Raw genomic sequence first — 24,741 nt, 5'->3', positions numbered from 1 at the left:
TGCATCGATGGTTTTTTCGGTCCCTCTTTCGAGGGTGGACAACATCGGCCCAAATTCTACGATCGGGGGGGGCGGTATTGGACTTGTCAGCAAGACCCCCGGTCTGGCAAACCGGACAACGTCGAAATCAGTATTGTGAATGCAGAAGGGAGCGGGGTTGATGCCGTTACGGATAGGTTCCAGCCTGGTTGCCGCCAGCGGAGACCGATCGGAGATTCGCCGATGTCTTTGCCGGCACACGTGCCGCGGCGGCTGAGAAACATGACATCACGCCCCATACGAGTAATGACCGCCGACGATCATTTGCTCATCCGCGAAGGATTAGCGGCTCTGATAGCCGCGCACGCAGACATCGAACTGGTCGGAGAAGCTTCCGATGGTGAGCAGGCCATACGGCGTTACGGCGAACTTGAGCCGGATGTCATGCTTCTCGATCTCCAATTGCCTAAAGTCCACGGCATCGACGTCCTGACGGAAATCCGCAAGAAGCATCCGAACGCCCGTGTCATCGTTTTGACAACATACGATTTCGAGCAATTGGCAAGCAGGGCAATAGGCGCAGGTGCCCAAGCCTACCTGCTCAAATCGTCCGTCAGGAAGGATCTCATAAATACGATAAGGTCGGTGGTGAGCGGGCGACGGCACGTCGATGCAGGTATTGCGAACACACTGGCTACTTATGCCGATGGTGAATCTCTGACCGCACGGGAGATATCGGTGTTGGCCTTGGTCGCGGAAGGCAACTCGAACCGGGAGATAGGTCTGGTGTTGTCGATCACCGAGGAGACAGTCAAAGGGCACGTCAAAAGCATACTGAGCAAGCTCACCGCGAACGATAGGGCCCATGCAGTGGCGATCGGGCTGAAGCGCGGTATCCTCGGTCTCTGACACCTGCATTCCGGGGGATTTTCATGTTGCGCGGTGCGGCCTGCGTCGAAGCCGGTCTACGCGTTGCAGCCGCCGTCCACATTCAAGACGCTGCCGGTTATAAACGCGGCTCCGGGGCTTGCGAGAAACATAATGGCCTCGGCAACTTCAGATGGTTTGCCAAGTCTTCCAAGGACATTGGCGTCCCTTTCGGCGGCCAGCATTTCCCTGGATAGGCCTCCATCAGCCTGAGATTCGATCGCACCGATCTGAACAACGTTTACCGTTATGCCCCGGGGACCGACGTCGTGCGCGGCCCCTCTGCAGAAGGCTGCGATCGCCGCTCGCGTGGCCGCAAAATCGGCAAGACCCGGTGTTCCGACACGGTCGGCGAGGCTCGAGCCCAGCGCGATTACTCGCCCGCCGTGGCTCATTGACCTGGAGGCCGCCTTGACAAGTGCGATGACGCTCCGGACATCCGTGGCCATTTGCTCGTCAAGCGCGTCTTCATCGACATCACCGTCGTCGATCTGGCCTTCCACACGGCGAACCGTGTTGGCGATAAGCACATCGATGCGCCCCAATGCCGCCACCACGGAGCGCACGAGTATAGCTGCCTCGACGCCGTTTAGAGATCCCGTGATCGGGAACCAGACGACGCGCCCGCCATAAGCTCGTAGGGATTCCATGAAATGAGGCGAGGGCTCGATCTCCAGCGCAAGCGCCAAGTCCGCTCCGCTTTGAGCGAGCGCTTGTACAGTAGCCACGCCGATGTCACATGTCGCCCGCGTGACGAGGGCTACCCGAGACCCTGTGATCCGGTTCGAAGTAAGTCCTACCGCGCTCACGGGTTGCCTCATAGCTTGCTTTGAAATGCCGAAACGCGTGCCGCATGTACGGCAAAGCCCTCCGACCGTTCCTATCGGCAAGAAGTCGAACAATATTGTAAAATCCGGTTCCGGAATTTGTTAGAGCCCGGGCCTTAACGCCATAACTTCTTTTTACATCCTATAACTCGATTTCACACGTCCCAACACGTCAACCTCACTGCATCAGAAGCAGCGAGGACATCGCGATGGACACCTCTCTCTCATTAGATACAGCCCTGGACGTAGGTGGTACATTCCGGGCTTGGCACTCAGAAACAGACCTCCGGACAATCGAGGCTTGGCTTGAAAAGCAGGCCGTCGTCGGCAAAATCGCGCCCGCAGTGGGTGTGGTCAAGGCGAAGGTTACTTCTGGACTCAGCGAGTGGCAGCGGAAAAAGATCATCCGCTACATCGACGAAAACGTCGACTCGAGGCTCCGCGTCGGAGACCTCAGCGAGCAAGTCCGCCTGAGCGTGAGCAGATTTTCCAAAGGCTTCAACGTCACATTCGGACGTCCGCCATATGACTATGTCCTTTCGCGGCGCATCGAGGCGGCGAAATACCTCATCGCGTCGACCCATGAACCTCTAAGCCAGATAGCCCATGCTTGCGGTCTAAGTGACCAGGCCCATCTTTCGAAGGTGTTCAAGCGCCTTGTCGGAACAACGCCTCTTAAGTGGCGCAAGAACGCGTCCGTGACCAGGACCGGGCAATGGGACTACTTGACTACCGGCAGCCGTCCAGGCGTTGACCGTGCCGCTCACGCCTCCATCGCTTGATGACCTTTGCGACACGCACGCCAGTCAGCGCAATGGTTCTATTTCGGACTTTCGAAGACACGAAGGTGCGGGATCATCCAATTCTTCGGCTCTGAACTCCGTCAAAATGCGCGGTGACGGTTTTACAGCCCAGCCAGTCAAGATGCGGATCGCGCCCCGGCTGGCCACGGAGAAGAGGCGACTATGAGAAAGCTGACAATCAACGGCCAAGTGCACGAAGTCGATATGCCGGACGACATGCCACTCCTTTGGGTGCTGCGCGACGTGCTCGGACTGACAGGTACGAAATACGGCTGCGGCATCTCCCAGTGCGGGGCATGCACGGTGCACCTTGGAGGCGTTGCGGTGCGCTCCTGCCAGACGACAATGGACATGATCGAAGACATGCCGATCACCACCATCGAGGGTGTCGGCGACACACCGATCGGAGCCAAGGTTCAGGCCGCATGGTTGGACAAGGAAGTAGTTCAGTGCGGCTATTGCCAGTCCGGACAGATCATGTCGGCGACCGCTCTCCTTAGCGACAACCCCAAGCCCACCGATACCGACATCGACGACGCTATGGCCGGAAACATCTGTCGCTGCGGAACGTATGTCCGAATCCGCGAAGCAATCCATTCGGTCAACGTGTGAGGGCTTCGCAATGATCGAGAACCTCGTATCACGCAGGAATTTTCTCCGTGGAACCGCACTTGCGACCGCGGGATTGGTGCTGGCTGTCCAGCTCCCGGGAAACACTCGCCGTGCCTCCGCCGCGGTTGGCGAGCAGTCGAGATTCATACCCAACGCCTTCGTTAAAATTGACGCTGAGGGCATTACCCTGATCATGCCGCACACGGAGGTCGGCCAAGGCATCTACACGTCGAGCGCTATGCTGATGGCCGAGGAACTCGAGGTCGGCCTCGACCAGATACGGGTGGAAGCTGCGCCTCCAGACCTCAAGAAGTACATGGACCCGATCCTTTTCGATCAGGCGACGGGCGGTTCGACGTCCACGCAGTCCGACTGGGTGCGATTAAGGGAGGCGGGGGCGTCTGCACGAATAATGCTTGTCGGAGCCGCGGCCGAACGGTGGGGTGTTTCGGCCGACGAATGCGGCGTTGAAAAGGGGGTAGTCCATCATAAGCCTTCCGGGCGATCGTTGAGCTACCTCGATGTTGCACCGGAAGCCGCTACCCGAGAGGTGCCCACACAGGTCCCGCTCAAGGACCCGTCGCAATTCAAGCTAATCGGCACTGCGGCAAAGCGTCTGGACACCGCGGCCAAAGTCAACGGATCGCTGGTTTATGGTATAGACACTCGGCTTCCGCGAATGGCCTATGCGACCGTCGCTATAGCCCCGGTTAAGGGCGGCAAGATCGCAAATATGAACGAAGCAGCTGCCCGTGCTGTCAAGGGCGTCCGCGACGTTGTCCGGACAGAAGACTCTGTCGCCGTTATCGGTGACCACATGTGGGCCGCCAAGCTCGGAGTCGATGCTCTCGAACTGAGATGGGAAAGCGGTCCGAACGCGTCCGTTTCGACCGAAGCGATCGTAAACGATATGCATGAGGCGTCCCTTAAGGCGGGCGTTGTCGTGCGCGACGAAAACGGAGCGACCGAAGCCATACGAAGGGCGAAGACAAAGCTCGATGCCGTCTACCGTTCGCCATTCCTTTCGCATTCTCCGCTCGAGCCGATGAACTGCACGCTCTTCATCGAGGATGATCGTGCCGAGTTGTGGGTCGGGACGCAGGTTCCGGTCCGTGCGCAGAAGGCGGTCGCGGATGCGACAGGGCTTCCTCCTGAGATGGTGACCGTGAACAACCAGCTAATGGGCGGTGCTTTCGGACGCCGTCTCGATGTCGACACGATTGAGCAGGCGGCAAAGCTCCTGCGGAATATAAGATATCCGGTCAAACTGGTCTGGACGCGCGAGCAAGACCTCACGCATGATTTTTTCCGTCCGTACTACTACGACCGCGTATCGGCGGGACTGGACGAAGCGGGTCGCCTCGTCGGGCGTACGCATCGGGTTACAGGATCGTCTGTCATGGCCCGTTGGGCGCCCCCGGCCTTCAAAAACGGTATCGATCCAGACTCTCTAGATTGCGCGGTCGAGACCCCGTACGACGAGACATCCGTTTTCGCGGACTACGTCCGCCACGAACCGGAAGGTTTGACGACGGCATGGTGGCGGGGCGTAGGCGCTACACACAATCTCTTCGTGATAGAGAGCTTCGTCGACGAGATGGCTCACGCAACCGGGCAGGATCCCGTCGATTTCAGAAGAAAGATGCTGACCAGGAACCCTCGCGCACTGGCTGTTCTCGAACTGGCTGCCGAGAAGGCGGGATGGACGGGCAAACTCCCAAAGGGGCACGGCCGCGGCGTCAGTCTCCAGTTCGCCTTTAATACGTACCTAGCGCATATACTCGAAATCGAAGTCGTCCCCGGAAAGCAGGTGAAGCTCTTGCGATCGGTATTGGCGGTCGACTGCGGGATCGTCATCAATCCGGACACCGTCAGGGCGCAGATGGAGGGAGGCGTGCTGTTCGGGCTCGGTACAGCGATGTTCAACGAGGTGACCTTTGCCGACGGTGCCGTGGAACAAAGCAATTTCGACAACTATCGAATCCTCCGCATCAACGAAGCGCCCAAAGTCGAGGTCTATCAGGTCAAAAGCCTCGAGAAGCCCGGCGGCGTGGGTGAGGCAGGAACAGCGGCGGCGGCAGGCGCGCTAGCGAACGCAATATTCTCGGCGACGGGGAAGCGCATCAGGTCACTTCCTCTATCACAGGCAGCGGTATGAAAACGCGCCTGCAAGATATAGATCCCTGCGCCATCGCTTGCGGGTGGCGGAGGCACGGCGACGGAAAAGACATGGAAGCACCTAAATTCGAATCGATGACCGACAGCTTCGGTCGTGCTGTCAATTATCTGCGTGTGTCGGTGACCGATCGCTGCGATTTCCGATGCACGTATTGCATGACGGAAAACATGTCATTCCTTCCGAGGGACGAACTCCTCACCCTCCAGGAACTCGAGCGGCTTTGCATGGTCTTCATTTCCAAGGGCGTAAGAAAATTGAGACTGACCGGGGGCGAGCCTCTGGTGCGCAAAGGAATGATGCATCTCGTGCGGGCGCTCGGTCGCAAGATCGGATCCGGTCTCGACGAGCTGACTTTAACAACGAACGGTTCGCAACTCGCACTCCATGCGGCGGAACTCGCCGAGGCCGGCGTACGAAGGCTCAACGTGTCGTTGGACTCGCTGCAGGCAGAGCAGTTTCGCAGGATCACGCGGCGCGGGGAGCTTTCGATGGTACTGGAAGGGATCCAAGCAGCGCTTGGAGCAGGCCTGGGAATCAAACTGAACGTAGTGGCGATGCGCGGCGTCAACGAGGAAGAGATACCGGATATCATCCGTTTCGCGCACGGTCAGGGAATGGACGTCACGCTGATCGAGACGATGCCGATGGGAGACGTCGGAGAGGACAGGAGCGACTTCTATCTGCCGCTGTCGGAACTGCGTCGGACGCTTGCCGACCATTTTACGATGCTGCCTATGGATTACCGTACCTCCGGTCCGGCGCGATATGTCGAGGTGGCGGAAACGGGTGGCAGGCTCGGTTTCATCACCCCTATGAGTCATAACTTCTGCGAAAGTTGCAATCGGGTGCGAGTTACATGCACCGGAACTCTTTACATGTGTCTCGGGCACGAGGATGCGGTAGATCTCCGCGCGGTACTAAGGTCGGGGGCAGACGATGTCGAGGTCGGAAGGGTGATCGACGGGGGAATTGCGCGTAAACCGCGGGGACATGACTTCGTTATCGGCAGGGGTGAGAAGCCGGCCATCCGTCGCCATATGAGCGTGACGGGCGGCTAGCATCATCAATATCGGGAAGGCCGATGTCTAGCGGCATTCGATCGGTTAGGAGCCCTCCATTATTTCGACCAGTCGCGCAAGCAGTCCGTCCGTTCCGGCTACCGAGGTGTGCACCAGGCTGAGGCCACCGTCGAAAGTGGCCGCGGCCACGGCGTCCTGACCCGGAACAGAACGGAGCGCCGGAGCCCAGATGTTCTCAACGACAAGATCGCCGAAGTGCGTCTGCATCCCTAAAACTCCAAAATTCGTCATAATACTATCGAAGGGACTGTGTTCGAGCACCCGTCGTCTTGTCGCGTCGTAGCTCGGGTCTTCGATGCACCGCTTTGCGATATCTCCGACCATCCAAATAGCCATCTTCCTATCCCTGAATTTGGCGATCTGTTGGTGCACCCGGTGTACCTCGTCCCAGAACGCCGTATCACCCCTCTCGAACGAGGTTATCGCGATCGACAGAGATAGGCCGACGTGCTCGGGGATATCGAACCCGGACCTGAGGTCAATCGGCGACATCACACGCAGAGGTTTTCGACGCCACTGATCGCCGATGTTGACAAGCGCATTCCCTAGCGCCGCTGTCATCATGGAGTTCAACGTCGTGTCCCGGGACCTCGCGGTGCAAAGCAGTTTCGCCAGCCGATCTCGGTCGATTTCGATGCTGTCGACGGTCGTTCTACTTGTCGGTGCGGAGTCGCCCCCCAAGTCTTCGCAGGTCGTCTCACCGCTGAGGGTCGAGTGCCGATGGAAAAGTGGAACCTCCAGCCCGATCCTCTCTTCGAGTCTGGCGTCGCCGGGTACTTCCGGAAGCGCCGCTCCGCTTAACGCGGTCAAAACCTCTCGCATCACCAGGACGGCACCCATACCGTCCGTGATCGCGTGATTGAAAGTTAAGACGAGGGTCGTTGCCCCCAATTCGCCGACTATGGTCCCACGAACAAGCGGTGAGTCGCTCGATAGAAGCGGCCTATTCATCTCACTTTCGGCGATGCGCGCCCAATTCGCAATCGGAGCCACCTCGACTCTCAGGGGAATCCGGCGCTCGGTAGGCATGAAGCAGTGAGCGCCATCCGGAGACCAACCCGCTGAAACTCGAAGAAGGACGTGCCGATCCTGCACCTTGGCTAGCGCTGCAGTTACTGCCGATTCAGATATCGTACCGGAGATGCGTGCAGCGATCGAAAAGTTCATCGTGCCGTCTTCACCGTAAGCGGCAAACAGATGCTCGAGGGCACCGAGGGTCCTCAATATTCGCGGCTGAACTATAGTCATTTCGTATCCTGTCACCCGATGTAAAATCTTCGAATACAACGAAAGCTGACCGCCGGATTGCAGGATCCGGTTCACTCCGGGAGCGAATAGGTCTGGTCCGGAAGACGAGGCCACGGCTCAACATGTAGCTGGATACCAGCATGAACCGAGGGCTGAATCGTCCTATTCCGCGCAGTAACGAGCGCATAGCCATAACGATACCAACAGCCCATGCGGCGACTCGCGAAAAATTTGGTGTCGAACATGCCTCAGTCTTATCCAATCCTCGTCGAAGCGCTCACTCAGATCGCCGCATCCAACGACGGGAACCAGATTTCTGAAATCGCTCGTAATGCCGCGCGGCGCATTCTTTCGCCCGCGGCTCTCGCGCTCATTCAATCCGGCGCCGGCATGCCGGAGCAGGATGGGCGTTCGACGTCCATCTTCCCAGCTGCCTCGTTCGCGCCGGTTCCGGCCATAACAGCCGTAGCGGGGAGCGGTGTCGGCGGTGAAGCATTTTCAACGAACTTTGCCTTGGCTCCCTACACCGAGAGTTTCCAGACGTCCCCGAGATCACTTCATTCTCCCATGGGAGAAGTCGCCGAATTTCGCGCCGGAGGGTCGTTTTCCGATGCGCTCGGTGAGATCGTAGCGGCGCAGACTTTGGCTCGCGCCGCGTCGGCGGCGATTTCTCGCTGCGTCGATATCGGAACGCAGATCGAAGCGAGCGAGCATTTGAGGCTCGAGCGCGACGAAGTGAGGCATCGTCTCAAAAACGTCTATGCATCCGCGATCGGTCTCGCAAACCTCTCTTTGCCTAAGGACCATTCGAGGGACTTCGCGCGTCGCTTGAGAGCGTTGGCCGAAGTCCACGACTTCCTCGATAACGAAAGCAGCGATACCCTCGTTATTCAGGTGCGCGAGCTCCTCGCAGGCGTCCTGACACCGTACAACGAAGGAGAGATGCCACGGATATCGGCCGAAGGTCCCGATATAGCGATAAGTTACTCGATTGCGGTGGCGTTGGGTCTACTAGCCAACGAATTGGCTACCAACGCCCTCAAGCATGGCTCCCTCTCCACCGGATCGGGTCAAGTCCTGGTCCGGTGGACCTGCTCCGACGGGGAGGTTGGCTTTTGGTGGCGAGAGGTCGGCGGACCCGAAGCCGATTGCGCCGCGTCGCCGAGCCAGGGTTCCAAGCTGATGCGTGTGATCGTAGAGCGTCAGCTTCGCGGAAAGATGGAGCATTCCATCACGCGTTCCGGCTTGCGTTTCTCCGTGCTGTTTCCGATGGTTTGACAGCCCCGGATCCCGTATAACATGAAGCCACGTCGCAGGTTCGGCGGGCGGCTCGATTTTACAATCGCCTACCATCGACAGCTGCTTTTCTCCCAAGGGACATTAATCCTCAAGGAGAGACCATTATGGCTCAAGTAGAATCCTTCGACATCCTCGTCTTCGGTGGCGGTAAAGCGGGCAAGACACTCGCGATCGAGCAAGCGAAGGCGGGCAAGCGCGTTGCCGTGATCGAGGCTGGCCTGATCGGCGGATCGTGCATCAACATTGCCTGCATCCCCAGCAAAACATTGATAAGAAGTGCCGAGGTGGCCTACGCGACACGCAGAGCCTCGGAATTCGGTACGCAGGCCGAAAATATCCGGACCAGCCTGGATCTTGTCCGTAACCGCACAGCGAGCGTCGTGGCCGAGATGGTCGCCCTCAATCAAAACGGATTCGACGCAAGCGGGTTCGAGTTGGTTATAGGTTGGGGACGTTTCGTTTCTCCGAAGACGATCGCCGTGGAGACCGGAAACGGCGTCAGAACGCTGACGGGCGACAAGGTATTTATAAACCTCGGCACCACGGCCGCTGTACCCGACGTCCCCGGATTGGCGGCTGCCGATCCGATCACGCATGTGGAAGCCCTTCAGCTCGGCGACATGCCCACGGGCCTACTCATACTCGGTGGCGGCTATATCGGAATGGAACTCGGGCAGGCATTCCGTAGGCTCGGAGCAGACGTCACCATCATCGAGCACGGCACGCGCCTCGCTCCAAGAGAGGACGAGGACGTCAGCGCCGCCCTGCTCGAGGCTCTGCGGGACGAGGGCGTCGATGTAGCCCTCGACTGCTCTGGAACGACCGTGGCAGGGAAGTCCGGGCAGGGTGTGAGCATCTCGACGGCCGACGGACGAATTTTCGAGGGATCCCATCTACTTGTCGCCGCTGGCCGTCGTCCGCGGACAGGGGGAATCGGCCTCCATTTGGCTGGAGTCGAAGTGGACGCCCGCGGGTTCGTCAAAGTGGACAACCTTCTCAGAACCACCGCAAACGACGTATGGGCCATGGGCGAGGTCGCGGGCACGCCGATGTTCACTCATGCGTCACTGGACGATTATCGTGTTGTCTCGGGACAACTCAAGGGCGACAACAGAACGACAGACGGGCGGATGATCCCGTACTGCGTGTTCATCGACCCCGAATTCGCGCGGGTGGGAATGAACGAGCGCGAAGCGCGCTCCAGAAACATCGAATACCGCATCGCGAAGCTTCCGATGGATGTCGTGCCGAGAGCACGGACGCTTTCGCAGCGGAAGGGCTTTATGAAGGCCTTGGTAGACAAGGACAGCGATCGTATCCTCGGGTTCGAGATGCTCGGCGTAAATGCTGGCGATGTCATGAGCGTCGTACAGATGGCCATGCTCGGCGACTTGCCGTTCACGGCTCTCAGGGACGGGATCTTTGCCCATCCCACAATATCCGAGGGATTGAATATGTTGTTCGCTAACGTGAAGTAGCGTCTTGCCGCGGCCGCCGGCGCGTCGGCGGCCGCTACAGCATCTCCGTATCCTTCGGGATTTCGAAAAGCCGCCTTATACGCGTTGCCAGAGTGTCGGGATGAGTTCCATGCGGCGTAGAGATAGCATTCGACAGATGTTGCTCGTCGTCCATCCGTCGTGATAACAAAACCCCGAGTTCCTCCGCCAGTGCCGGTCGATCGCGCATGACAGCCGCGATATCGTCTTTGGTAATCTCGTAAATCACCACAAAGGTCAGCGCAGTGGTGTCTCCTGCCTCGGCCGCGTCGATCAACACCCCTCTTTCACCGAAAAGGTCCCCCGGCGACAGACGCGCCAGCTCGACGAGATGCCCGTTATCCCGGCGCTGCAGCGCCACAACGCCCGTCCTCATGATCATCAAAGAGGAGAGTTTGCTTCCCTGCATGGTGATGACAGAACCTTTCCGATAGGTACGGCGTGTCATACTCGATGCAAGAGCGTCCTTTTCATCGTCTGTCAGTGTAGCGAAAAGCGGTATGGTTTCGAGCAGCCTCCATGGCGTACCAGGATGCTTGATCGAATGCGCGTCACCGGATGGCTCAGGGTAGAGAACGGTCATGTCACGGGGAGCTGCCAATCTTAGGCCGTTGGCTCTCGCATGTCGGAAGATTAGATCATAAAGTTCGCTTTTGGCTGTTCCGGCGGCGGAGAAACCTGCGACACGAAAGGTGAGCTCGATCTCGACGGCGGTACTGTCGATATCGACAACCAACGCAGAGGGCGGAGGGGTGTCGAGAATAGCGGAGCTGCTCAATAGGACCGTCCGCATCGTTGCCTCTATCACCGAAGGGGTCTGGGTAGGAAGGAACCGCACAACGATCGAAACGCCATGCGTCTCTTTCGGGCGCGTCAGGTTGACTAAACGCGACTTGGCCAAAGTGCTGTTCGGCAGTACGACGAGATCGTCGGATCCGTTTACCAAGTGCGTCGACCTCCAATTGGTCTCAACGACGCGCCCCTGAAATCCGCCATCCAGCATGATCCAGTCTCCGACGGCGTAGGGGCGGCCGAGGTTCAACGCGATGCCCGAGAAAACGTCGTTGAGAGTGCTTTGGAGTGCAAGGCCCAAAACGATAGCGAAGGCTCCCGACGTAGCTATCAGTGTGCCGACAGGCAGGCTGAAGACATTCGCGATCAAAGCTAGACCGGCCCCGAGATAGATGACGCCAATCACCAGGTCTTGAGCAAGGCGACCTTCCCGAGGCTTGTTCTCGAAGATCAGAAATAAACGGACCGCACTTATCAGGACCACGGCTGCTCCGATCCACCAGACAGACTTGAGCAGCCCTGCGGTGATCCTTCTGGACAACACGTGGTCGCCGAGATCGGGGGAATAAGGCGTTATGTCGTGGGACAACAGGCTCGCGGTCAACAGGCCAAAAAAGGCGACACTGACTATGAAACGGACCGTCGGGTTTCGCCCGAGAGAAACGCGGATTCCGACTGTCGTCAAAACGAGGACGGAGAACTCCAGTAACGGGTTCCAAAGCAACTGTTCGATCATGACTCTTTATCGGCGACGTTAAGTGAACACTAAAATGTGCACGCCGCTTCGAAACAAGATTGTCGAAAATCGCCCCCATAGGTCAAAAGAGCCGAACGCTCTCCTACACGCGGAAGTCCGGCGAGCCGTAATGCAGGCCAAGCGCACGGTTCGTTCCGGTTTCGCTCGAGTACCGATGCAGTGTCCCGTCGGCAGCGTCGAGAACGTCGAATCTCTCTGACGACCACGCTTTTTGAAAGAACCGGATCGTGGCGGGCAATGCAGAAAGCATGTACTCCGAGCCGTGTCGCGCACCCTCCAAAAGGTGGGTGGCGCATTGTACGTCGCACTCCTCCATTCGTTCTCTTATTAAAGAGACGCCCTTCGCGGGTATCATCTCCGCCACGGAGTTGAAAAGCAGCATGGGCCCCGATTTTTTAGTAACGCGTCCTAGAGGGCTGATCGAGGCAAGAAGGCTGAGATTATTGACGACGAGGGACAGGACGACCCCTCTCAGAAAAGGAACCTGGTCGCCTGCGGCAATGATCGTCTCCCAACTCACATCGTCGTAGTCACGCAAATGATCAGTGTCTCCGAGAGTAGCAGAGCTGTCCATGAAACCCTTGAAGTCTATCAATGCGGACCATGCCGCAACCGGCAATCCTTCCTTCAAGCCAACCTCGATGGCGATCGTTCCGCCCAAGCCGACCCCCAACAACGCCAGACAAGCACGGTCGAATACGAAATCAGAAGTTTGAAGCCAGCGAAGCGCGGTGATGGCTTCGTCCAGCGCATTCAGCAGGCCGTGATCTAAGTCGAGGCGCATCGAGACCACGAGGAAACCCGATGTGCAAAGGCGTTCTGTAAGCACCGGGTCCGGGTCCGTGTCGCCACGGTGCCCTAAACCATACAACAGGAGGATCGCCCCCAAGGGAGCGTCCGGCACATGTACTTCCAATGTCAGACGATCCGGGGTTTCAAGGTCTGTAATTATCCGCAAGACTCTCTCTCCTTCGTGACAATACCAGCTATAATGGACTGGCTTCTCCCTCAGGAAGCTGCGGAAACGAGCACCGGGACGCTCTTATACGATGGTGTCCCTGAGAGTCGGTCGAAGTGCTCGAGCGTGATGACGACATTGAGCTCCGGGTAATAGCCGGCCACGGATCCCCTTGGGATGTTGTATTCCACCACCGTGAACTTGCTTGCCGTTCGAGGCTCGCTGGTAAGCGTTGCGGTCAGATCGATGAGATCGCCGTCACGAAGCCCACGCTCGGCGAGGTCCGTCTTATTCATGAATACTACATCCCGCCGCCCGAAGACGCCGCGATATCGATCGTCGAGGCCATAAACGGTAGTGTTGTACTGGTCGTGGCTGCGTATCGTTGTCAGCATCAATGCACTCCGGTTCTTGACGAGACGGTCGCCATCCAGGCTCGGAGCAAGCAAAAAGTTGGCTTTTCCGGTGTCTGTTTTCCAGACGCGGTACGATGCCGGAATATCGAGCCTAAAGCCGCCTTTGACACGCACGCGTTTGTTGAAATCGTAGAAATCGGGGAAGACGATCTCAATCTTCTCGCGGATGCGGTCGTAGTTGGCGACAAGCCCCTCCCAATCGATTCCGTGGCGGTCGCCGAGCGTCGCCTTGGCGATACCTGCGACAATCGCAGGTTCAGAGCGCAGCAGCGGATCGGGAGGGTTGAGAAAACCGCGAGACGCGTGGACCATGGACATCGAGTCTTCGACCGTTACGGACTGCGGGCCCGACGCCTGGGTGTCGAGATCCGTCCGGCCGAAGCAAGGCAGAATGATTGATGTCTTTGCCAAAAGCAGATGCGATCGGTTTAGCTTTGTTGCGATGTGAACAACTAGATCGAGCTTCCGCATGGCCTCGAATGTCACCTCCGGGTCGGGCATCGCGACGGCGAAATTTCCGCCGAGGCAGACGAGCGCTCTGGAGCGACCTTCGGCGATTGCCTCGATCGTTTCGATGGCGTTGTGTCCCTTCTCACCTGACGGGCGAAAGCCGAATGCTTTCTCCATTCCGTCGAGCAGACTAGCATTGGGTGCTTCCGTGATGCCGACGGTACGGTCACCTTGAACGTTCGAGTGGCCCCGAACCGGGCAGATGCCAGCACCCTTGCGCCCCAGATTTCCCCGCAGCATCAGGAGATTCGCGATCTGCTGGACGTTGGCCGTGCCGTTTTCGTGTTGTGTCAGCCCCATTCCATAACAGACGATGACGCTGGTGGCGTGGATGTAGACGTCGGCCGCGCGATCGAAATCCTCTCTTGAAAGTCCGGATACCTCTAGGATGCTCTCCCAAGAAGATGCCTTCACCTCGCTTCGGAGCTCGTCGTACCCGGTCGTGTGTTCGGCGATGAACACGCGGTCCAGCACTCCCGGACCGTCGCGCCGGATGTCGGCCTCATCGCGCTCGAACACCGTTTTCATCAAGCCCTTAAGGGCGGCGATGTCTCCACCGACGCGCAGCTGGTTGTATGAAGACGCTATCGGGGTCGACGACAGGGTCAGCATTTCCACGGGGTCCTGTGGTGCTGCGAACCGCTCGAGAGCGCGCTCCTTCAGAGGGTTGAAGGCCAAGATCGGCACGCCTCTGCGGGCTGCTTCATGAAGCGTCGTCATCATTCTCGGGTGATTGGTGCCGGGATTGTGGCCGAAGGAGAAGATCGCATCGCAGTGATCGAAGTCCTCGAGTGTTACCGTTCCCTTGCCGACGCCGATCGACTTCGGCAAGCCGACGCTCGTGGCCTCGTGACACATGTTGGAGCAGTCCGGGAAGTTGTTGGTCCCGAACGCACGAACAAACAGTTGATACAAGAATGCCGCTTCGTTCGATGCCCGGCCGGAGGTGTAAAACTCGGCCATGCTCGGTTCGGGCAATCTGTTCAGTTCAGACGCTATGATCTTAAACGCGTCTTCCCAATCGACGGCTTCGTAGCGGTCGCGGCTCGGATTATAGAGGAGTGGCGTAGTAAGCCTGCCGGCGTCTTCGAGCTTATGGTCTGTCCAGGTCCAGAGGTCCTCGACCGCGTGGTCTTCGAAAAAGTCCGGACCGACGCGACGAGCGGTCGATTCCCAGGTAATGGCCTTCGCGCCATTCTCGCAGAACTCGAACGAAGAGGTGTGTTTGGGATCGGGCCATGCGCAACCCGGGCAATCGAAACCGTCCGGCTGGTTCGCCTTCAACAATGTTGCGGCGCCCTGGGCGACGACCTGTTGATGGGCCAGGGTCTTCGCGACGGCTCGGAGGGCGCCCCACCCACCCGCGGGCTCGTCGTAGCGTTCGATACCATCCGGACGCTCATCCTGCATACTCGTTCCCCTTCGTCGGTCAAATCGGGCGCGTGCCGCGGTGGGCAGCACGCGTTCATCCGATAAAGGGAAGCCAGAATCACAAACAGATATTGTAAGATAACACCGCCATCGCGCGTTGCCGGTTGACGCAAAGAGCTCTTTAGGAAGGGGGCGCCACAGCAAACGGAAGTTCGAAGGCGAAACAGGCGCCGCCTGAAGGTAGATTAGCAACAGTGAGTTGCCCTCCCATCGCAGCCACGGCGGAACGGCATATCTCAAGTCCCATACCTATCCCGGTTTCCTTGGTAGTGAAGAAGGGTTCGAAGAGTTTCTGGATATACTCTTCGGGTATTCCCGGTCCGGTGTCGGTCACCCTGACCTCGACCGAGCCGCTTTTCGCAGCGAGACCTATCGTGACACGACGTGCTCCTTCCCCACCGCGCATGGCGTCTATCGCGTTGTTCACTAGGTTGACGAAAACCTGCTGAAGCTCCACAGGATCGCCCATTATCGCCGGAATGGTATTCTCGCAGTTCACTTCCATTTCGACGTCGGCGCGCTTCAAGTCGTGGTCGATAAGATCACGCGTTTCCAGAGCAAGGCGATGAAGGTCGACAGCTCCGACTGCCCTGCGTCTCCCGACGAGGTTCTCGCGGGTTCGCTGAACGATGCCTGATATACGTTGCGCGTTTTTTTCCATGCGTTGCAAAATACGGTCGACCCCTTCGATGTCCGGGTTTTCACGTGCAATCATGCGGGTCCCGGTCCGGGCGTCGAACACCATGGACGTGATCGGCTGATTAAGTTCATGAGCGATCGATGCCGAGAACGCCCCAACGGTTGCGATGCGGTTCGCACGCGCGATCTCCGTCTGGGCTGCTTGGCGCATCTGCTCGATACGCTCCTGCTCCGAAAGGTCGAGATGGCTCGATAGATGAAGGCCGTCCGATAGCCTGGTCACCGTGAAATAGACAGGAATGCGCCGCCCGGCCTTCCCGATGAGTACGGTGCGGCCATCGATATGATGAATGTCGTGAAAATACATCTCGAGTTGGCGTAGGAGGACCTCGGTGCCATCCTCGGCGTTTTGGGCGGGCGGATTGGCGACCAGGTCCGCAACGCTTTCGTACCCCATAAGTCGCGCTAAGGCCTCGTTCACCCTCGTCGTCCGGATCGCGCCGAGAGTACGAATTAGTTCATCGGGGTGAGCGGTCATGTAGGCGCGTAAGTCGGTTACCCCGCGGGCCTTGATCGTGTCGAGCATCTCTTCTGCTTCGCTGAAGTCCATCTCCGCGAAGGTCATGTTGCTGACGTCGAAAAGCCCCGCGTACCTCTGCTCCGTCCGCATCAGCTCCGACGTCCGCTCCGCCACGCGGTGCTCGAGGGTCTCGTTCAGTTCTTTGACCTTCTGATGCGACATCACCTCGTCGTGAATATCCGATATACCACCATAATACCGGATTTCGCCCGGGCTCTCGCCCACTCGAACGGGTCTCCCCACCAGCGACATCCATCTGTATTCCCCGCTTGCGTGACGCAGCCTATAGGTCGCGCGGACCTCCGAGCGTCCGGCAATCGCCTCTCGCCACGCGCGGTCAAAGGTTTCCAGATCCTGCGGATGAACATCATCTGCTTGGGTTTGTCCCTCAATCGTCTGATCGGCGCCTCTTCCGGTGATTTCCGTGTAGCGGCGATTGAAAAAGTCGATTTTGCCCTCCGCGTCGGCGCGCCACAAAATTTGCGGGACCGAGTCCGTGAAGTTAACGAGTTCTGCCCTGCTGACCTCCAGTTCGTCACGGACAAGTTGGAGCTGCTGTTTCGCGACTACCTCGTCGTGGACGTCGGACAAGCCTCCGAAGCGCTCCACCCGGTCAGTCAAGGGCGAGTAGGCCGGGTTGTCGTAGATCTGCATCCAACGGTAGGTGCCGTCCGCTTGACGTATCCTGACCTTGAGGTTCGTTACAGTACGGTTGGCGACAGCTGCGGAAACCGTTTCGTTGAGAATGGGAATATCATCCGGATGGACGACCTCGTTATAGCGCTGACCTTCCAGCACGTCCCAGCGATCCATTCCGGTCACGGCCGTCCAACTTGCGTTTAGGTACTCGATCTCGCCACGCGGGTTGGAACGCCAAAGTACGTAAGGCACGGAGTTTGCGAAGAGGTCGACCTCGGCGCGACTATGTTCAAGGTCCTGCTGGGTCGCCTCGAGCCGCTTTCTGCTGATAAGCAGCGCCGCCGTGACACCGATCGCGATGCAGGCGAATGCGCACCGTAAAATACTCGCGGCTCCCGGATCGTGGAGATGGACGACGAGCCATGCTAGGACGGTCAAACCAACACAACATTGCGCGGCGCGCGTCACTTCCGCACCGCTCCCTACCGCAGAAACGAGAACGAGAACCGCTAAATAGAGAATTGCAACGGACGACTCGTATTCGGCGATGCTATCGATCCAAAAGACGAGGGCGGCCAGCATAGCTGCGAACGTCAGAAACAAAGCTCGTCGTAACCGTTCAGTCATGCCGCCCAGGCCCTTTTTCAGCCAGCCGTCCACGTGGCCGTCCCCGCGGACCTAAATACCTCCTTACGCGCTCGTTGTCGCTAGACAATAGGTCAGCCCGGACCACGGTCCGGCTTCGAGGCGTATTTTCGTTGGTCAAAGGTGCCGCACCGAGCGAGTTCGACCATAGATGTCGCCCGCGGCGTTGCTCCAGCTATGCGGAACTCGGGTTCAAAGGCGCGATCGTGCAATAAACGTGTTCGAATACCCATCAGGTTTCAGTGATCCCGGACAGGTGGCGCTTCAGCGTTTCACATCCGACAGCACCCAAGGAGCCCTCTATGGACCAGACTTCCGCATCCACGCTTCGTAAAGCTTCCCTCAACACGCCGACCGACCTCGGCCAAAACGCGCGCATCGATATTTCCGGGGCTCTTACCGCTCTCCTTGGAGATGTCTTCGCGCTCTATCTCAAAACCAAGAACTTCCACTGGCATCTTTCAGGGCCACACTTCCGAGACTTCCACCTCATGCTGGACGATCAAGCCGGGCAGTTGATCGGGATGACGGACGCGATCGCGGAGCGGGCCAGAAAGATCGGCGGCGCGACGCTACGGTCCGTCGGTCATATCGCGAGGGTCCAGCGACTGCTCGACAACGACGCCGATTTCGTCACCGCCGACGATATGCTCGCCGAACTCAAGAGCGATAACGAACAACTTATAGGGATCATGAGACAGGTCCACGATTTGACATCCGAACATGGCGATGTCGCCACCACAAGTCTTCTCGAAGGCTGGGTGGATGAAGCCGAAGGTCGCGTCTGGTTCCTGTTCGAGTCTAATCGCAAAAGTTAACCCGTCCGGGCAGCAGCTGAAGAGCCGATGTGGCAGCAGCCACATCGGCGATATCATCACGATATTCCACTGCCTCCAACGCCCTGAGAAGCAGGTCTCTCGAGGCGTTTCTTATATTCGGTGCCGAGTATCGGTAAAGGCTGGTCGCGCATCTCAGGGTAAAAGTGCCCGCGCCCTGCTTCAATGCTAGATCATGAGCCCTCAGCAGGAGGCCTCGGCCCTGTGCCGCGGATGTCGACATCGCCAACTCGCCGCGCAATCTCAGGACTTCCGCGCCACACCAGGTATCCTCCGGCACGATCCGCTCCAGTTGTCCGGCGTTGGCAAGACGGCCGCCTATGACGAGGCAGTTTTCGAAAGGCGTTCCGCCCAGTCGGGATACCGTTCTGTCGTATGCTGCCGGATCGTTCTCTCTAGTAGCGGCTATGACTTCCTCGTAGGCCCGCCCCCAGGCTCTCCATCTGAGTAGCGAATTCCTAGTCGACTCTTCTCGGAGCATTTCTACGAGCCTCGTCCCAAGATCGGCGTTGCCGATGCCTAGCGCCGTCGGACATGCAGAGGCGGCCAGAAAGAGGCATGTCGAAATCGCGTGATCTTTTTCCCTCACTTCGCCGAGGGCGTCTTGCAGAGTCGTTTCCGCGGCGGAATATCGCCCCTGTATCCAGAGTGTCTTGACAATCACGCAAAACGCGCTGATGCGGATGTCGAAATAGCTGCCGCTGTTAGGCGGGGGTCTGAGGGTCTCTTTTGGCGGAACGAGCGTGATCCGAGCATGCTCCATCGCGCTGTCGAAGTCACCGATGTAGTGATAATTATGATTGAGAAAATGGCTCCGGGCCTGCGGAGGCATCTGATCGAACTCTGCTCCGAAACGATGAACGAGGTCGATCGCCTTCCGGTAGTGTCCGTTAGCGGTGTGAATTGCCGCCGCTCCTCCTATAACCCGCATCAACATGGCCATGTCTCCGGTGGCCACAGCGAGGTCCAATACCCTGTCGTATTGAACTATGACATCACCGTTCCGATCGAAGGTCTTCGTGTGATAGAGCGCGATTCCGTAGGACATGCGCAGTTTCATCTCGAGTGCAGGATCCGAAAGGCCTCGGGCCTCGTACAGTTCCAGCGCGCGCTCCGTAGCAGAGAGCTGTTCTGAGATGAGACCGAACTGTACCCAGACCGTGTCGGAAGTCGCTGTGAGCGCCATGCCGAGGTTTTCGTCGCCGTCGTCTCCGAGCGCCCATATGAGGGCACAACGCATATCGTTCACGATCTCGCTGTTACTAGCTCGCCATTTTATCGGATCAACCGTGTGCCATTCGTCCGTAGCTGAGCGAAGACGATCCAGACAAATACGTGCGTGCTTCTCCCTGCACGATCGCGAGAAAGTCGTGTCGGCGAGCTTTTCACGGGCGTAGTCCCGCGTCGTCAACAGCAGCTTAAAGCTACCGCCTCTCTGGGTGACTGCTAGAAGTGACTTGAGAAACAGGCCATCGAAAGCCTCGTAGAAGGTTTCGGGATCTTCCGCCTTCTCCGATATCGCGAGTGCGGCTTCTGTGGAAAACGTCCCGGCGAATACCGAGAGACGCAACAGTAGCTCTTTCTCTGCGTCGGAAAGGGTCGAATAGCTCCAATCCAAGGTCGCCCTCATTGTCTGCTGGCGGGGTGGCGCAGTCCTGCGGCCACGCCTGAGGAAGGCGATGGGTTCGGCGACCGATCGGTGGAGGGATGGCAGGTCCATATCGAAAAGGCGCGCTGCGGCGAGTTCGATAGCCAGTGGTATCCCGTCGAGACTGCGGACTATGTCCGCCACCAGCTCGAGGCTTTTTTTGCCGGACAGATCGAGGTCGTCTCCGGCGAGGACCGCTAGCGAAGTGAAGAGTTCAATGGCCGGAACTCCGCTGAGAATTGAGCTGTCTCCCCCGTCGGGCGGCAGTTCGATCGGCGGGACGTGCCGCACTTTCTCCATCGCTGTTCTCAGAGGTTCGCGGGTCGTTACGAGGATCTGTGTCGTCGCGCATTCTCGGAGGATTTCCTCCGCAGCGTTGGCAGCGGCATCAACGACGTGTTCACACCCGTCAAGGAGTAGCAAAGTGGGTTTTTTTGATAGTTCGACGACTATGCCGGGAAGGGTGTCGTCGCCGAATGTGCTCAATCCGAGCTCGGTTGCAATCGTGGAAAGAAGACCGGCACCGTCGGCGAGCGTTCCGAGATCGATGAACACCACGCGCTTCCTTTCGGCAGCCGCATTAGCACAATATACGGCGATCGCGGTTTTTCCGATCCCACCGGGACCGGCAAGCGTCAAAAGACGCGTCGTTTCGAGCAGATCCAGCGTCGCGAGGATGTACCCGTCTCTGCCGATCAATTTTTTCGGTATACGGGGAATTCTGGCGACAGCAACCTTGAGTTCCGTCACAACCGTCTGCGGATTCGGTCTCTCACGCGAAATACGCCGAACGCTTCCTGCGAAGACATATCCTCGACCCGGTACATTCTCGATCAAGTGTCTCGCGTGTTCCCCCAGAGCTTTCCTGAGCGCGACCAGGTGGACGCGGAGCGCTCCCTCGTCAACGACGGTCGTCGGCCAGACCTCGGCGATCAACTCGTCTTTGCTCACGACATCTCCCGCCCTGGAGACAAGAGCCGAGAGAATATCGAATGCCCTGCCTCCCAGCCGCAGCGGTATTCCGTTCTCGGTCAACCGTCGCTGTTCGATATCGATTTCGTAGTCGTCGAATTGTAGGTACGACATGCGGCAGGACCTTGGCTCAGTCGCTCGTGTCGACGGTTGAAAGACGTGGGAGGTGTAGCCTCGCGGCACCCAATATCGACGATGGAGCGCTGCGGCCTTCTGCTCCATTGAATGCGACCCACCTGACTACACCTCGTCGGTCCACGAGATAGGTAGCCGACATATCAGGCGAGGCCTTGGTACGGTTGAAACCGTAGATCCGGGAGACAAGTGCTTTGGGCTCCCAATCCATCAAGATCGGATAACCCTTCCCGACGGCCTCGAAATGACGTACCCGCCATCGGTCCGCGCAAATTATACCAACGAGACCTACACCAAGTTCGCCGAGAGCGGGAGCTATCACCGTAAGGCAATCAGATTGCCGCAGCCAATCGTCTTCCGCTCCCGAAAAGAAATGAAGTACAAACGGTGCCCCCATCATATCGGCGAGACCGCTGCTTCCGTCGTCACCGCGTGGCAGTACGAACGCGGGTGCATACTCGCCCACGGGGATGCCGCCTCCAGTGACACGGCTCGGTATCTGCTCCCTCCCACGGCTAGCGACCAGATCGGAGATCTCTTCGTTCTCCGCAACCGCTGCCCCATTTGTTATCGTCATTGCTCCCTGTCCCGACATACCATGTCTCAAACCGCCCGATCGGACACCTAGCTAGAGCGACTATTCGGACGGGTACTCATCTCCCGTCAACGAACCGACCGACGATGTCGAACATCTCGAAGTAACAGGTTTCAGAACTCGTTGATGCCCTTGAGAAAACTTCACCGAAAACGTGAGTTAACGCATGTGAAATGTTGTTAAATTTGGATTTCCTGCGTGGGCGGTATAATTCGAAGCGCCTCCTTGTCCCGGTAGTCTCGGGCAGCCTGTCATCGAGAGGTAGATCACGCATCGCCGATATGCCGAAGAGGGCATGCGTGTGAAAGCATCGCCTCCAAGGCGTTCGTCTGTCCGCAGGAAGTCTTTCCGGCCTCCTCGATGCCGCAGCGCGGGAGGGGCCTGTCTGCGAAGATCGGCCGCGGCCGGCGCGTGGCGTTTTCGCCACCTCCGTTACCCACACTTCTATGTGGTCGATAGAATTGCAACCTGCGCTCTCCCGAGCTAGATTTCCCTCTAGACGCCACTGGTTTCGGTAAGATCTTTTCCGGTTGGAGCCGTCGAGGATCGAGGATCGCCCGGTGCAAGAGAAATCTCCATCACAGCCGCTAATTCGCATAGTCGATGATGACAAATCCGTGCGAGTGGCTCTTCTCGACCTATTCAAGTCGATGGATCTCGATGCGATAGCGTACGACGCACCTCGGGCATTGCTCGAAGCAGACGATCTCGATACGCCCGGCTGCATAGTGCTCGATGTGAGGTTTTCAGGAACGAGCGGTCTGGATTTCCAGTCGGATTTACAGAAAGCAGGCAATCGGATGCCGATAATCGTCGTAACAGGACATGGGGATATTCCTATGACCGTGAGGGCGATGAAAGCGGGAGCCATAGACTTTCTAACCAAGCCATTTAGAGAGCAAGACCTAATCGATGCCGTAACCGGCGCGATCAAGAGAGACGAAGTCATAAGGTCACAGTCTCGGACCCTTTCGGAAGTCACAAGACTTCGCGAGACTTTGACCCCCCGGGAGGTCGAGGTCATGCATGCGGTGGTGAACGGTTTTATGAACAAGCAAATTGCCGGCCAGCTCGGCATCAGTATGGTGACCGTCAAGCTTCATCGGTCCAACGTGATGAAGAAAATGCGTGTCCGGTCGGTGGCTGACCTCGTCAAGAAGGCCGAACTTCTAGCGCAAGAGCAATCATCGACCAGTATCGATAGCTAGGCGGCGTTGCTGGTCGTTGTGGCCGTACGCGAGTTGGTGCGCGAAGATAAAGGTGCCGGGAAACCCTGATGGTGGTCGCCGTAGCTCGGGACGAGCTCCGTATTCATCGACGGCAGATGAGTAGCAGTCGTAGCCTCCGCCTGTTTCTCCAGCGCGTACTGGCGTATCAGCCCGGGCAGGGCGTATGTACCGCCGCCAGGCCGACCTGCTATGAGCGATTTCATAACGAGACCGTCGAAAGCTTCCTCGAAGTCGTAGCGTGCGAATTCCAGGCCATAGCGCCTATTCGCGGCCTCCTTCGTGAACTCCGTGTCGAACATTGAAAGCAGTCCGAGTAGCGACTGCATATTTCTGTCTAGAAGGTTGTAGCTCCAGTCGATATTTGCGCGAAGCGTCTGTTGTCGTGGATGGGCCGTCCGATTTCCTCTGCGGAGCGTCCTCAAAGGACGATCGAGGGAGATCACCAAGTTCTCCAAGCCGAGGTCGGCAACGCGAGACGCGGCTAGCTCGATCGCCAAGGGGTTGCCGTCCGTTTTGCGGACGACCTCGGCGGCGAGTTCGATCTCTCTCGCGCCGCCGATAGCGTATTCCTCCGCTACCATCGATACCCGTTCTGCAAACAACTCGACGGCACTGAATTTCACGAGATCATCTATCTGTTGCTCGGCTTCGGGGACCTCTAGTCCGGGGAGATGGAGAACGTTTTCACCGATGATGCCGAGTGGTTCACGACTCGTCGCCAGAATGGCGAGGCCCGGATGCCTGTCTGCAAGAGACTCGGCAACCAGCGCCGCCCGATCAATCGACCAGTCGCATCCATCGAGAACCAGTAGCGCGGATTGTCCCGCAAGACTCTCTACAGCTTGCCGCAGCACGTCCGATGTCAGGTTTTCTACCGCTAGGGACATGGAAATCGGCGTCCGGGTGCTTGCCGTCTCTCCCGCGATGTCCAAGAATACAACGCTGTCGTACGCGTCTCGGAGGAGGCTGGCTATCCGGAGCGCCACCGCAGTCTTTCCGATCCCTCCCTGTCCAACGATAGTCGTGATTCCTGTGCCGATCATATCGGCCCATTTAGAAATCAGCTGCTCCCGACCCACGAGGCGCGCGCAGCTGTTCGGGAGGCTGTCCGTCCGTAGTGTCGCGTCGGTCGTTCGGTGCTCGTCATGCTTGGTGACGATAGCGGTGAAGGTATAGCCCCGGCCGGCGACGTTCTCCACAAAGCTATAGGGATTGCCGCCGTCGAGTGCCTTGCGAAGCGATACGATATTCACCCGAAGAGAACTCTCTTCCACGTGAGTGTCGGGCCAGGCTACCTCCATCAGTTCCGCTTTGGAGACGATTTCTCCATGCCGAAACGCCAGAGCGGCCAACAGATCGAAAGCGCGTGAGCCGATGCGGACCTCGCAACCCGACCGTTTAAGGCTTCGGGCCGGAATGTCCATTTCGAAATCGTTGAACCGAAGAACCGTCATCGTCCACCTGCGCCCACTTTGTGATCGATCGGGTCAGAGACCGGGAGCGATCCGAG

Annotated in this window: 18 protein-coding genes; 9 read left to right on the top strand and 9 right to left on the bottom strand. The window is 58.2% G+C overall.

Annotation, left to right across the window (positions count from 1 at the left end; genetic code table 11):
* The first annotated feature begins 285 nt into the window (after positions 1-285).
* Positions 286-888: a response regulator gene (locus AAIH70_RS16055; protein WP_430034694.1), complete on the top strand. Its 603-nt coding sequence runs from the start codon at positions 286-288 to the stop codon at positions 886-888.
* A gap of 56 nt (positions 889-944) precedes the next feature.
* On the opposite strand, the gene AAIH70_RS16050 is transcribed toward AAIH70_RS16055, so the two are convergent.
* The gene (locus AAIH70_RS16050) at positions 945-1,727 is read right to left on the bottom strand and encodes an SDR family NAD(P)-dependent oxidoreductase (protein ID WP_430034924.1); all 783 of its coding nucleotides are present in this window, start codon (positions 1,725-1,727) and stop codon (positions 945-947) included.
* A 215-nt stretch (positions 1,728-1,942) separates the two neighbouring features.
* Between AAIH70_RS16050 and AAIH70_RS16045 the strand changes: the two genes are divergently transcribed.
* The 4 genes from AAIH70_RS16045 (at position 1,943) to moaA (ending at position 6,385) form a co-directional block, all read left to right on the top strand.
* Positions 1,943-2,515: a helix-turn-helix domain-containing protein gene (locus tag AAIH70_RS16045; RefSeq protein ID WP_430034692.1), complete on the top strand. Its 573-nt coding sequence runs from the start codon at positions 1,943-1,945 to the stop codon at positions 2,513-2,515.
* 183 nt (positions 2,516-2,698) lie between these two features.
* Positions 2,699-3,148 (top strand): (2Fe-2S)-binding protein, encoded by a 450-nt coding sequence (locus AAIH70_RS16040; RefSeq protein WP_430034690.1) that lies wholly within the window; start codon positions 2,699-2,701, stop codon positions 3,146-3,148.
* A gap of 10 nt (positions 3,149-3,158) precedes the next feature.
* Entirely contained in the window at positions 3,159-5,306 is a 2,148-nt protein-coding gene (locus AAIH70_RS16035; RefSeq protein ID WP_430034687.1) for a molybdopterin cofactor-binding domain-containing protein, read from the top strand.
* Between the two features lie 71 nt (positions 5,307-5,377).
* Positions 5,378-6,385: a GTP 3',8-cyclase MoaA gene (gene moaA, locus AAIH70_RS16030; protein WP_430034684.1), complete on the top strand. Its 1,008-nt coding sequence runs from the start codon at positions 5,378-5,380 to the stop codon at positions 6,383-6,385.
* Between the two features lie 45 nt (positions 6,386-6,430).
* Here moaA and AAIH70_RS16025 read toward each other — a convergent pair whose 3' ends face one another.
* Entirely contained in the window at positions 6,431-7,654 is a 1,224-nt protein-coding gene (locus tag AAIH70_RS16025) for a hypothetical protein (RefSeq protein WP_430034682.1), read from the bottom strand.
* A gap of 243 nt (positions 7,655-7,897) precedes the next feature.
* Here AAIH70_RS16025 and AAIH70_RS16020 point away from each other — a divergent pair, with 243 nt between their 5' ends.
* Positions 7,898-8,932 carry a sensor histidine kinase gene (locus AAIH70_RS16020; protein ID WP_430034680.1) on the top strand — a complete coding sequence of 345 codons (1,035 nt, stop codon included), beginning with the start codon at positions 7,898-7,900 and terminating at the stop codon, positions 8,930-8,932.
* 125 nt (positions 8,933-9,057) lie between these two features.
* Entirely contained in the window at positions 9,058-10,431 is a 1,374-nt protein-coding gene (locus AAIH70_RS16015; protein WP_430034678.1) for a dihydrolipoyl dehydrogenase family protein, read from the top strand.
* Between the two features lie 34 nt (positions 10,432-10,465).
* On the opposite strand, the gene AAIH70_RS16010 is transcribed toward AAIH70_RS16015, so the two are convergent.
* The 4 genes from AAIH70_RS16010 to AAIH70_RS15995 form a co-directional block, all read right to left on the bottom strand.
* Entirely contained in the window at positions 10,466-11,977 is a 1,512-nt protein-coding gene (locus tag AAIH70_RS16010) for a cyclic nucleotide-binding domain-containing protein (protein ID WP_430034676.1), read from the bottom strand.
* Positions 11,978-12,080: 103 nt separating this feature from the next.
* Positions 12,081-12,956: a hypothetical protein gene (locus AAIH70_RS16005; protein ID WP_430034674.1), complete on the bottom strand. Its 876-nt coding sequence runs from the start codon at positions 12,954-12,956 to the stop codon at positions 12,081-12,083.
* Between the two features lie 50 nt (positions 12,957-13,006).
* Positions 13,007-15,292 carry an FdhF/YdeP family oxidoreductase gene (locus tag AAIH70_RS16000; protein ID WP_430034672.1) on the bottom strand — a complete coding sequence of 762 codons (2,286 nt, stop codon included), beginning with the start codon at positions 15,290-15,292 and terminating at the stop codon, positions 13,007-13,009.
* Positions 15,293-15,434: 142 nt separating this feature from the next.
* Positions 15,435-17,831 carry a PAS domain-containing sensor histidine kinase gene (locus AAIH70_RS15995; protein ID WP_430034670.1) on the bottom strand — a complete coding sequence of 799 codons (2,397 nt, stop codon included), beginning with the start codon at positions 17,829-17,831 and terminating at the stop codon, positions 15,435-15,437.
* A gap of 287 nt (positions 17,832-18,118) precedes the next feature.
* Between AAIH70_RS15995 and AAIH70_RS15990 the strand changes: the two genes are divergently transcribed.
* Positions 18,119-18,634 (top strand): Dps family protein, encoded by a 516-nt coding sequence (locus AAIH70_RS15990; RefSeq protein WP_430034668.1) that lies wholly within the window; start codon positions 18,119-18,121, stop codon positions 18,632-18,634.
* On the opposite strand, the gene AAIH70_RS15985 is transcribed toward AAIH70_RS15990, so the two are convergent.
* On the bottom strand, positions 18,618-21,386 hold the full coding sequence (locus AAIH70_RS15985) for an ATP-binding protein (RefSeq protein ID WP_430034666.1): 2,769 nt from the start codon (positions 21,384-21,386) through the stop codon (positions 18,618-18,620). The genes AAIH70_RS15990 and AAIH70_RS15985 overlap by 17 nt on opposite strands.
* A 16-nt stretch (positions 21,387-21,402) precedes the next feature.
* Positions 21,403-21,984, bottom strand: a complete 582-nt coding sequence (locus AAIH70_RS15980; protein WP_430034664.1) for a redoxin domain-containing protein — start codon at positions 21,982-21,984, stop codon at positions 21,403-21,405.
* 578 nt (positions 21,985-22,562) lie between these two features.
* Between AAIH70_RS15980 and AAIH70_RS15975 the strand changes: the two genes are divergently transcribed.
* Positions 22,563-23,210 (top strand): response regulator transcription factor, encoded by a 648-nt coding sequence (locus AAIH70_RS15975; protein WP_430034662.1) that lies wholly within the window; start codon positions 22,563-22,565, stop codon positions 23,208-23,210.
* On the opposite strand, the gene AAIH70_RS15970 is transcribed toward AAIH70_RS15975, so the two are convergent.
* The gene (locus AAIH70_RS15970) at positions 23,207-24,685 is read right to left on the bottom strand and encodes a winged helix-turn-helix domain-containing protein (RefSeq protein WP_430034660.1); all 1,479 of its coding nucleotides are present in this window, start codon (positions 24,683-24,685) and stop codon (positions 23,207-23,209) included. The genes AAIH70_RS15975 and AAIH70_RS15970 overlap by 4 nt on opposite strands.
* Positions 24,686-24,741: the final 56 nt, after the last annotated feature.

The sequence above is a fragment of the Neorhizobium sp. BT27B genome (assembly GCF_050455485.1).
Classification (GTDB): Bacteria; Pseudomonadota; Alphaproteobacteria; order Rhizobiales; family Rhizobiaceae; genus Neorhizobium.
This window is presented reverse-complemented; position numbering and strand designations above follow the sequence as displayed.

Excerpts from the sequence above, each read along its gene's own strand:
- AAIH70_RS15970 (WP_430034660.1), bottom strand. The coding sequence starts at position 24,685 with ATGACGGTTCTTCGGTTCAACGATTTCGAAATGGACATTCCGGCCCGA.
- AAIH70_RS16050 (WP_430034924.1), bottom strand. The coding sequence starts at position 1,727 with ATGAGGCAACCCGTGAGCGCGGTAGGACTTACTTCGAACCGGATCACA.
- AAIH70_RS15990 (WP_430034668.1), top strand. The coding sequence starts at position 18,119 with ATGGACCAGACTTCCGCATCCACGCTTCGTAAAGCTTCCCTCAACACG.
- AAIH70_RS16045 (WP_430034692.1), top strand. The coding sequence starts at position 1,943 with ATGGACACCTCTCTCTCATTAGATACAGCCCTGGACGTAGGTGGTACA.
- moaA (WP_430034684.1), top strand. The coding sequence starts at position 5,378 with ATGGAAGCACCTAAATTCGAATCGATGACCGACAGCTTCGGTCGTGCT.
- AAIH70_RS16020 (WP_430034680.1), top strand. The coding sequence starts at position 7,898 with ATGCCTCAGTCTTATCCAATCCTCGTCGAAGCGCTCACTCAGATCGCC.
- AAIH70_RS16000 (WP_430034672.1), bottom strand. The coding sequence starts at position 15,292 with ATGCAGGATGAGCGTCCGGATGGTATCGAACGCTACGACGAGCCCGCG.
- AAIH70_RS16055 (WP_430034694.1), top strand. The coding sequence starts at position 286 with ATGACCGCCGACGATCATTTGCTCATCCGCGAAGGATTAGCGGCTCTG.
- AAIH70_RS15985 (WP_430034666.1), bottom strand. The coding sequence starts at position 21,386 with ATGTCGTACCTACAATTCGACGACTACGAAATCGATATCGAACAGCGA.
- AAIH70_RS16015 (WP_430034678.1), top strand. The coding sequence starts at position 9,058 with ATGGCTCAAGTAGAATCCTTCGACATCCTCGTCTTCGGTGGCGGTAAA.
- AAIH70_RS16040 (WP_430034690.1), top strand. The coding sequence starts at position 2,699 with ATGAGAAAGCTGACAATCAACGGCCAAGTGCACGAAGTCGATATGCCG.
- AAIH70_RS15980 (WP_430034664.1), bottom strand. The coding sequence starts at position 21,984 with ATGACGATAACAAATGGGGCAGCGGTTGCGGAGAACGAAGAGATCTCC.
- AAIH70_RS16035 (WP_430034687.1), top strand. The coding sequence starts at position 3,159 with ATGATCGAGAACCTCGTATCACGCAGGAATTTTCTCCGTGGAACCGCA.
- AAIH70_RS16010 (WP_430034676.1), bottom strand. The coding sequence starts at position 11,977 with ATGATCGAACAGTTGCTTTGGAACCCGTTACTGGAGTTCTCCGTCCTC.
- AAIH70_RS16025 (WP_430034682.1), bottom strand. The coding sequence starts at position 7,654 with ATGACTATAGTTCAGCCGCGAATATTGAGGACCCTCGGTGCCCTCGAG.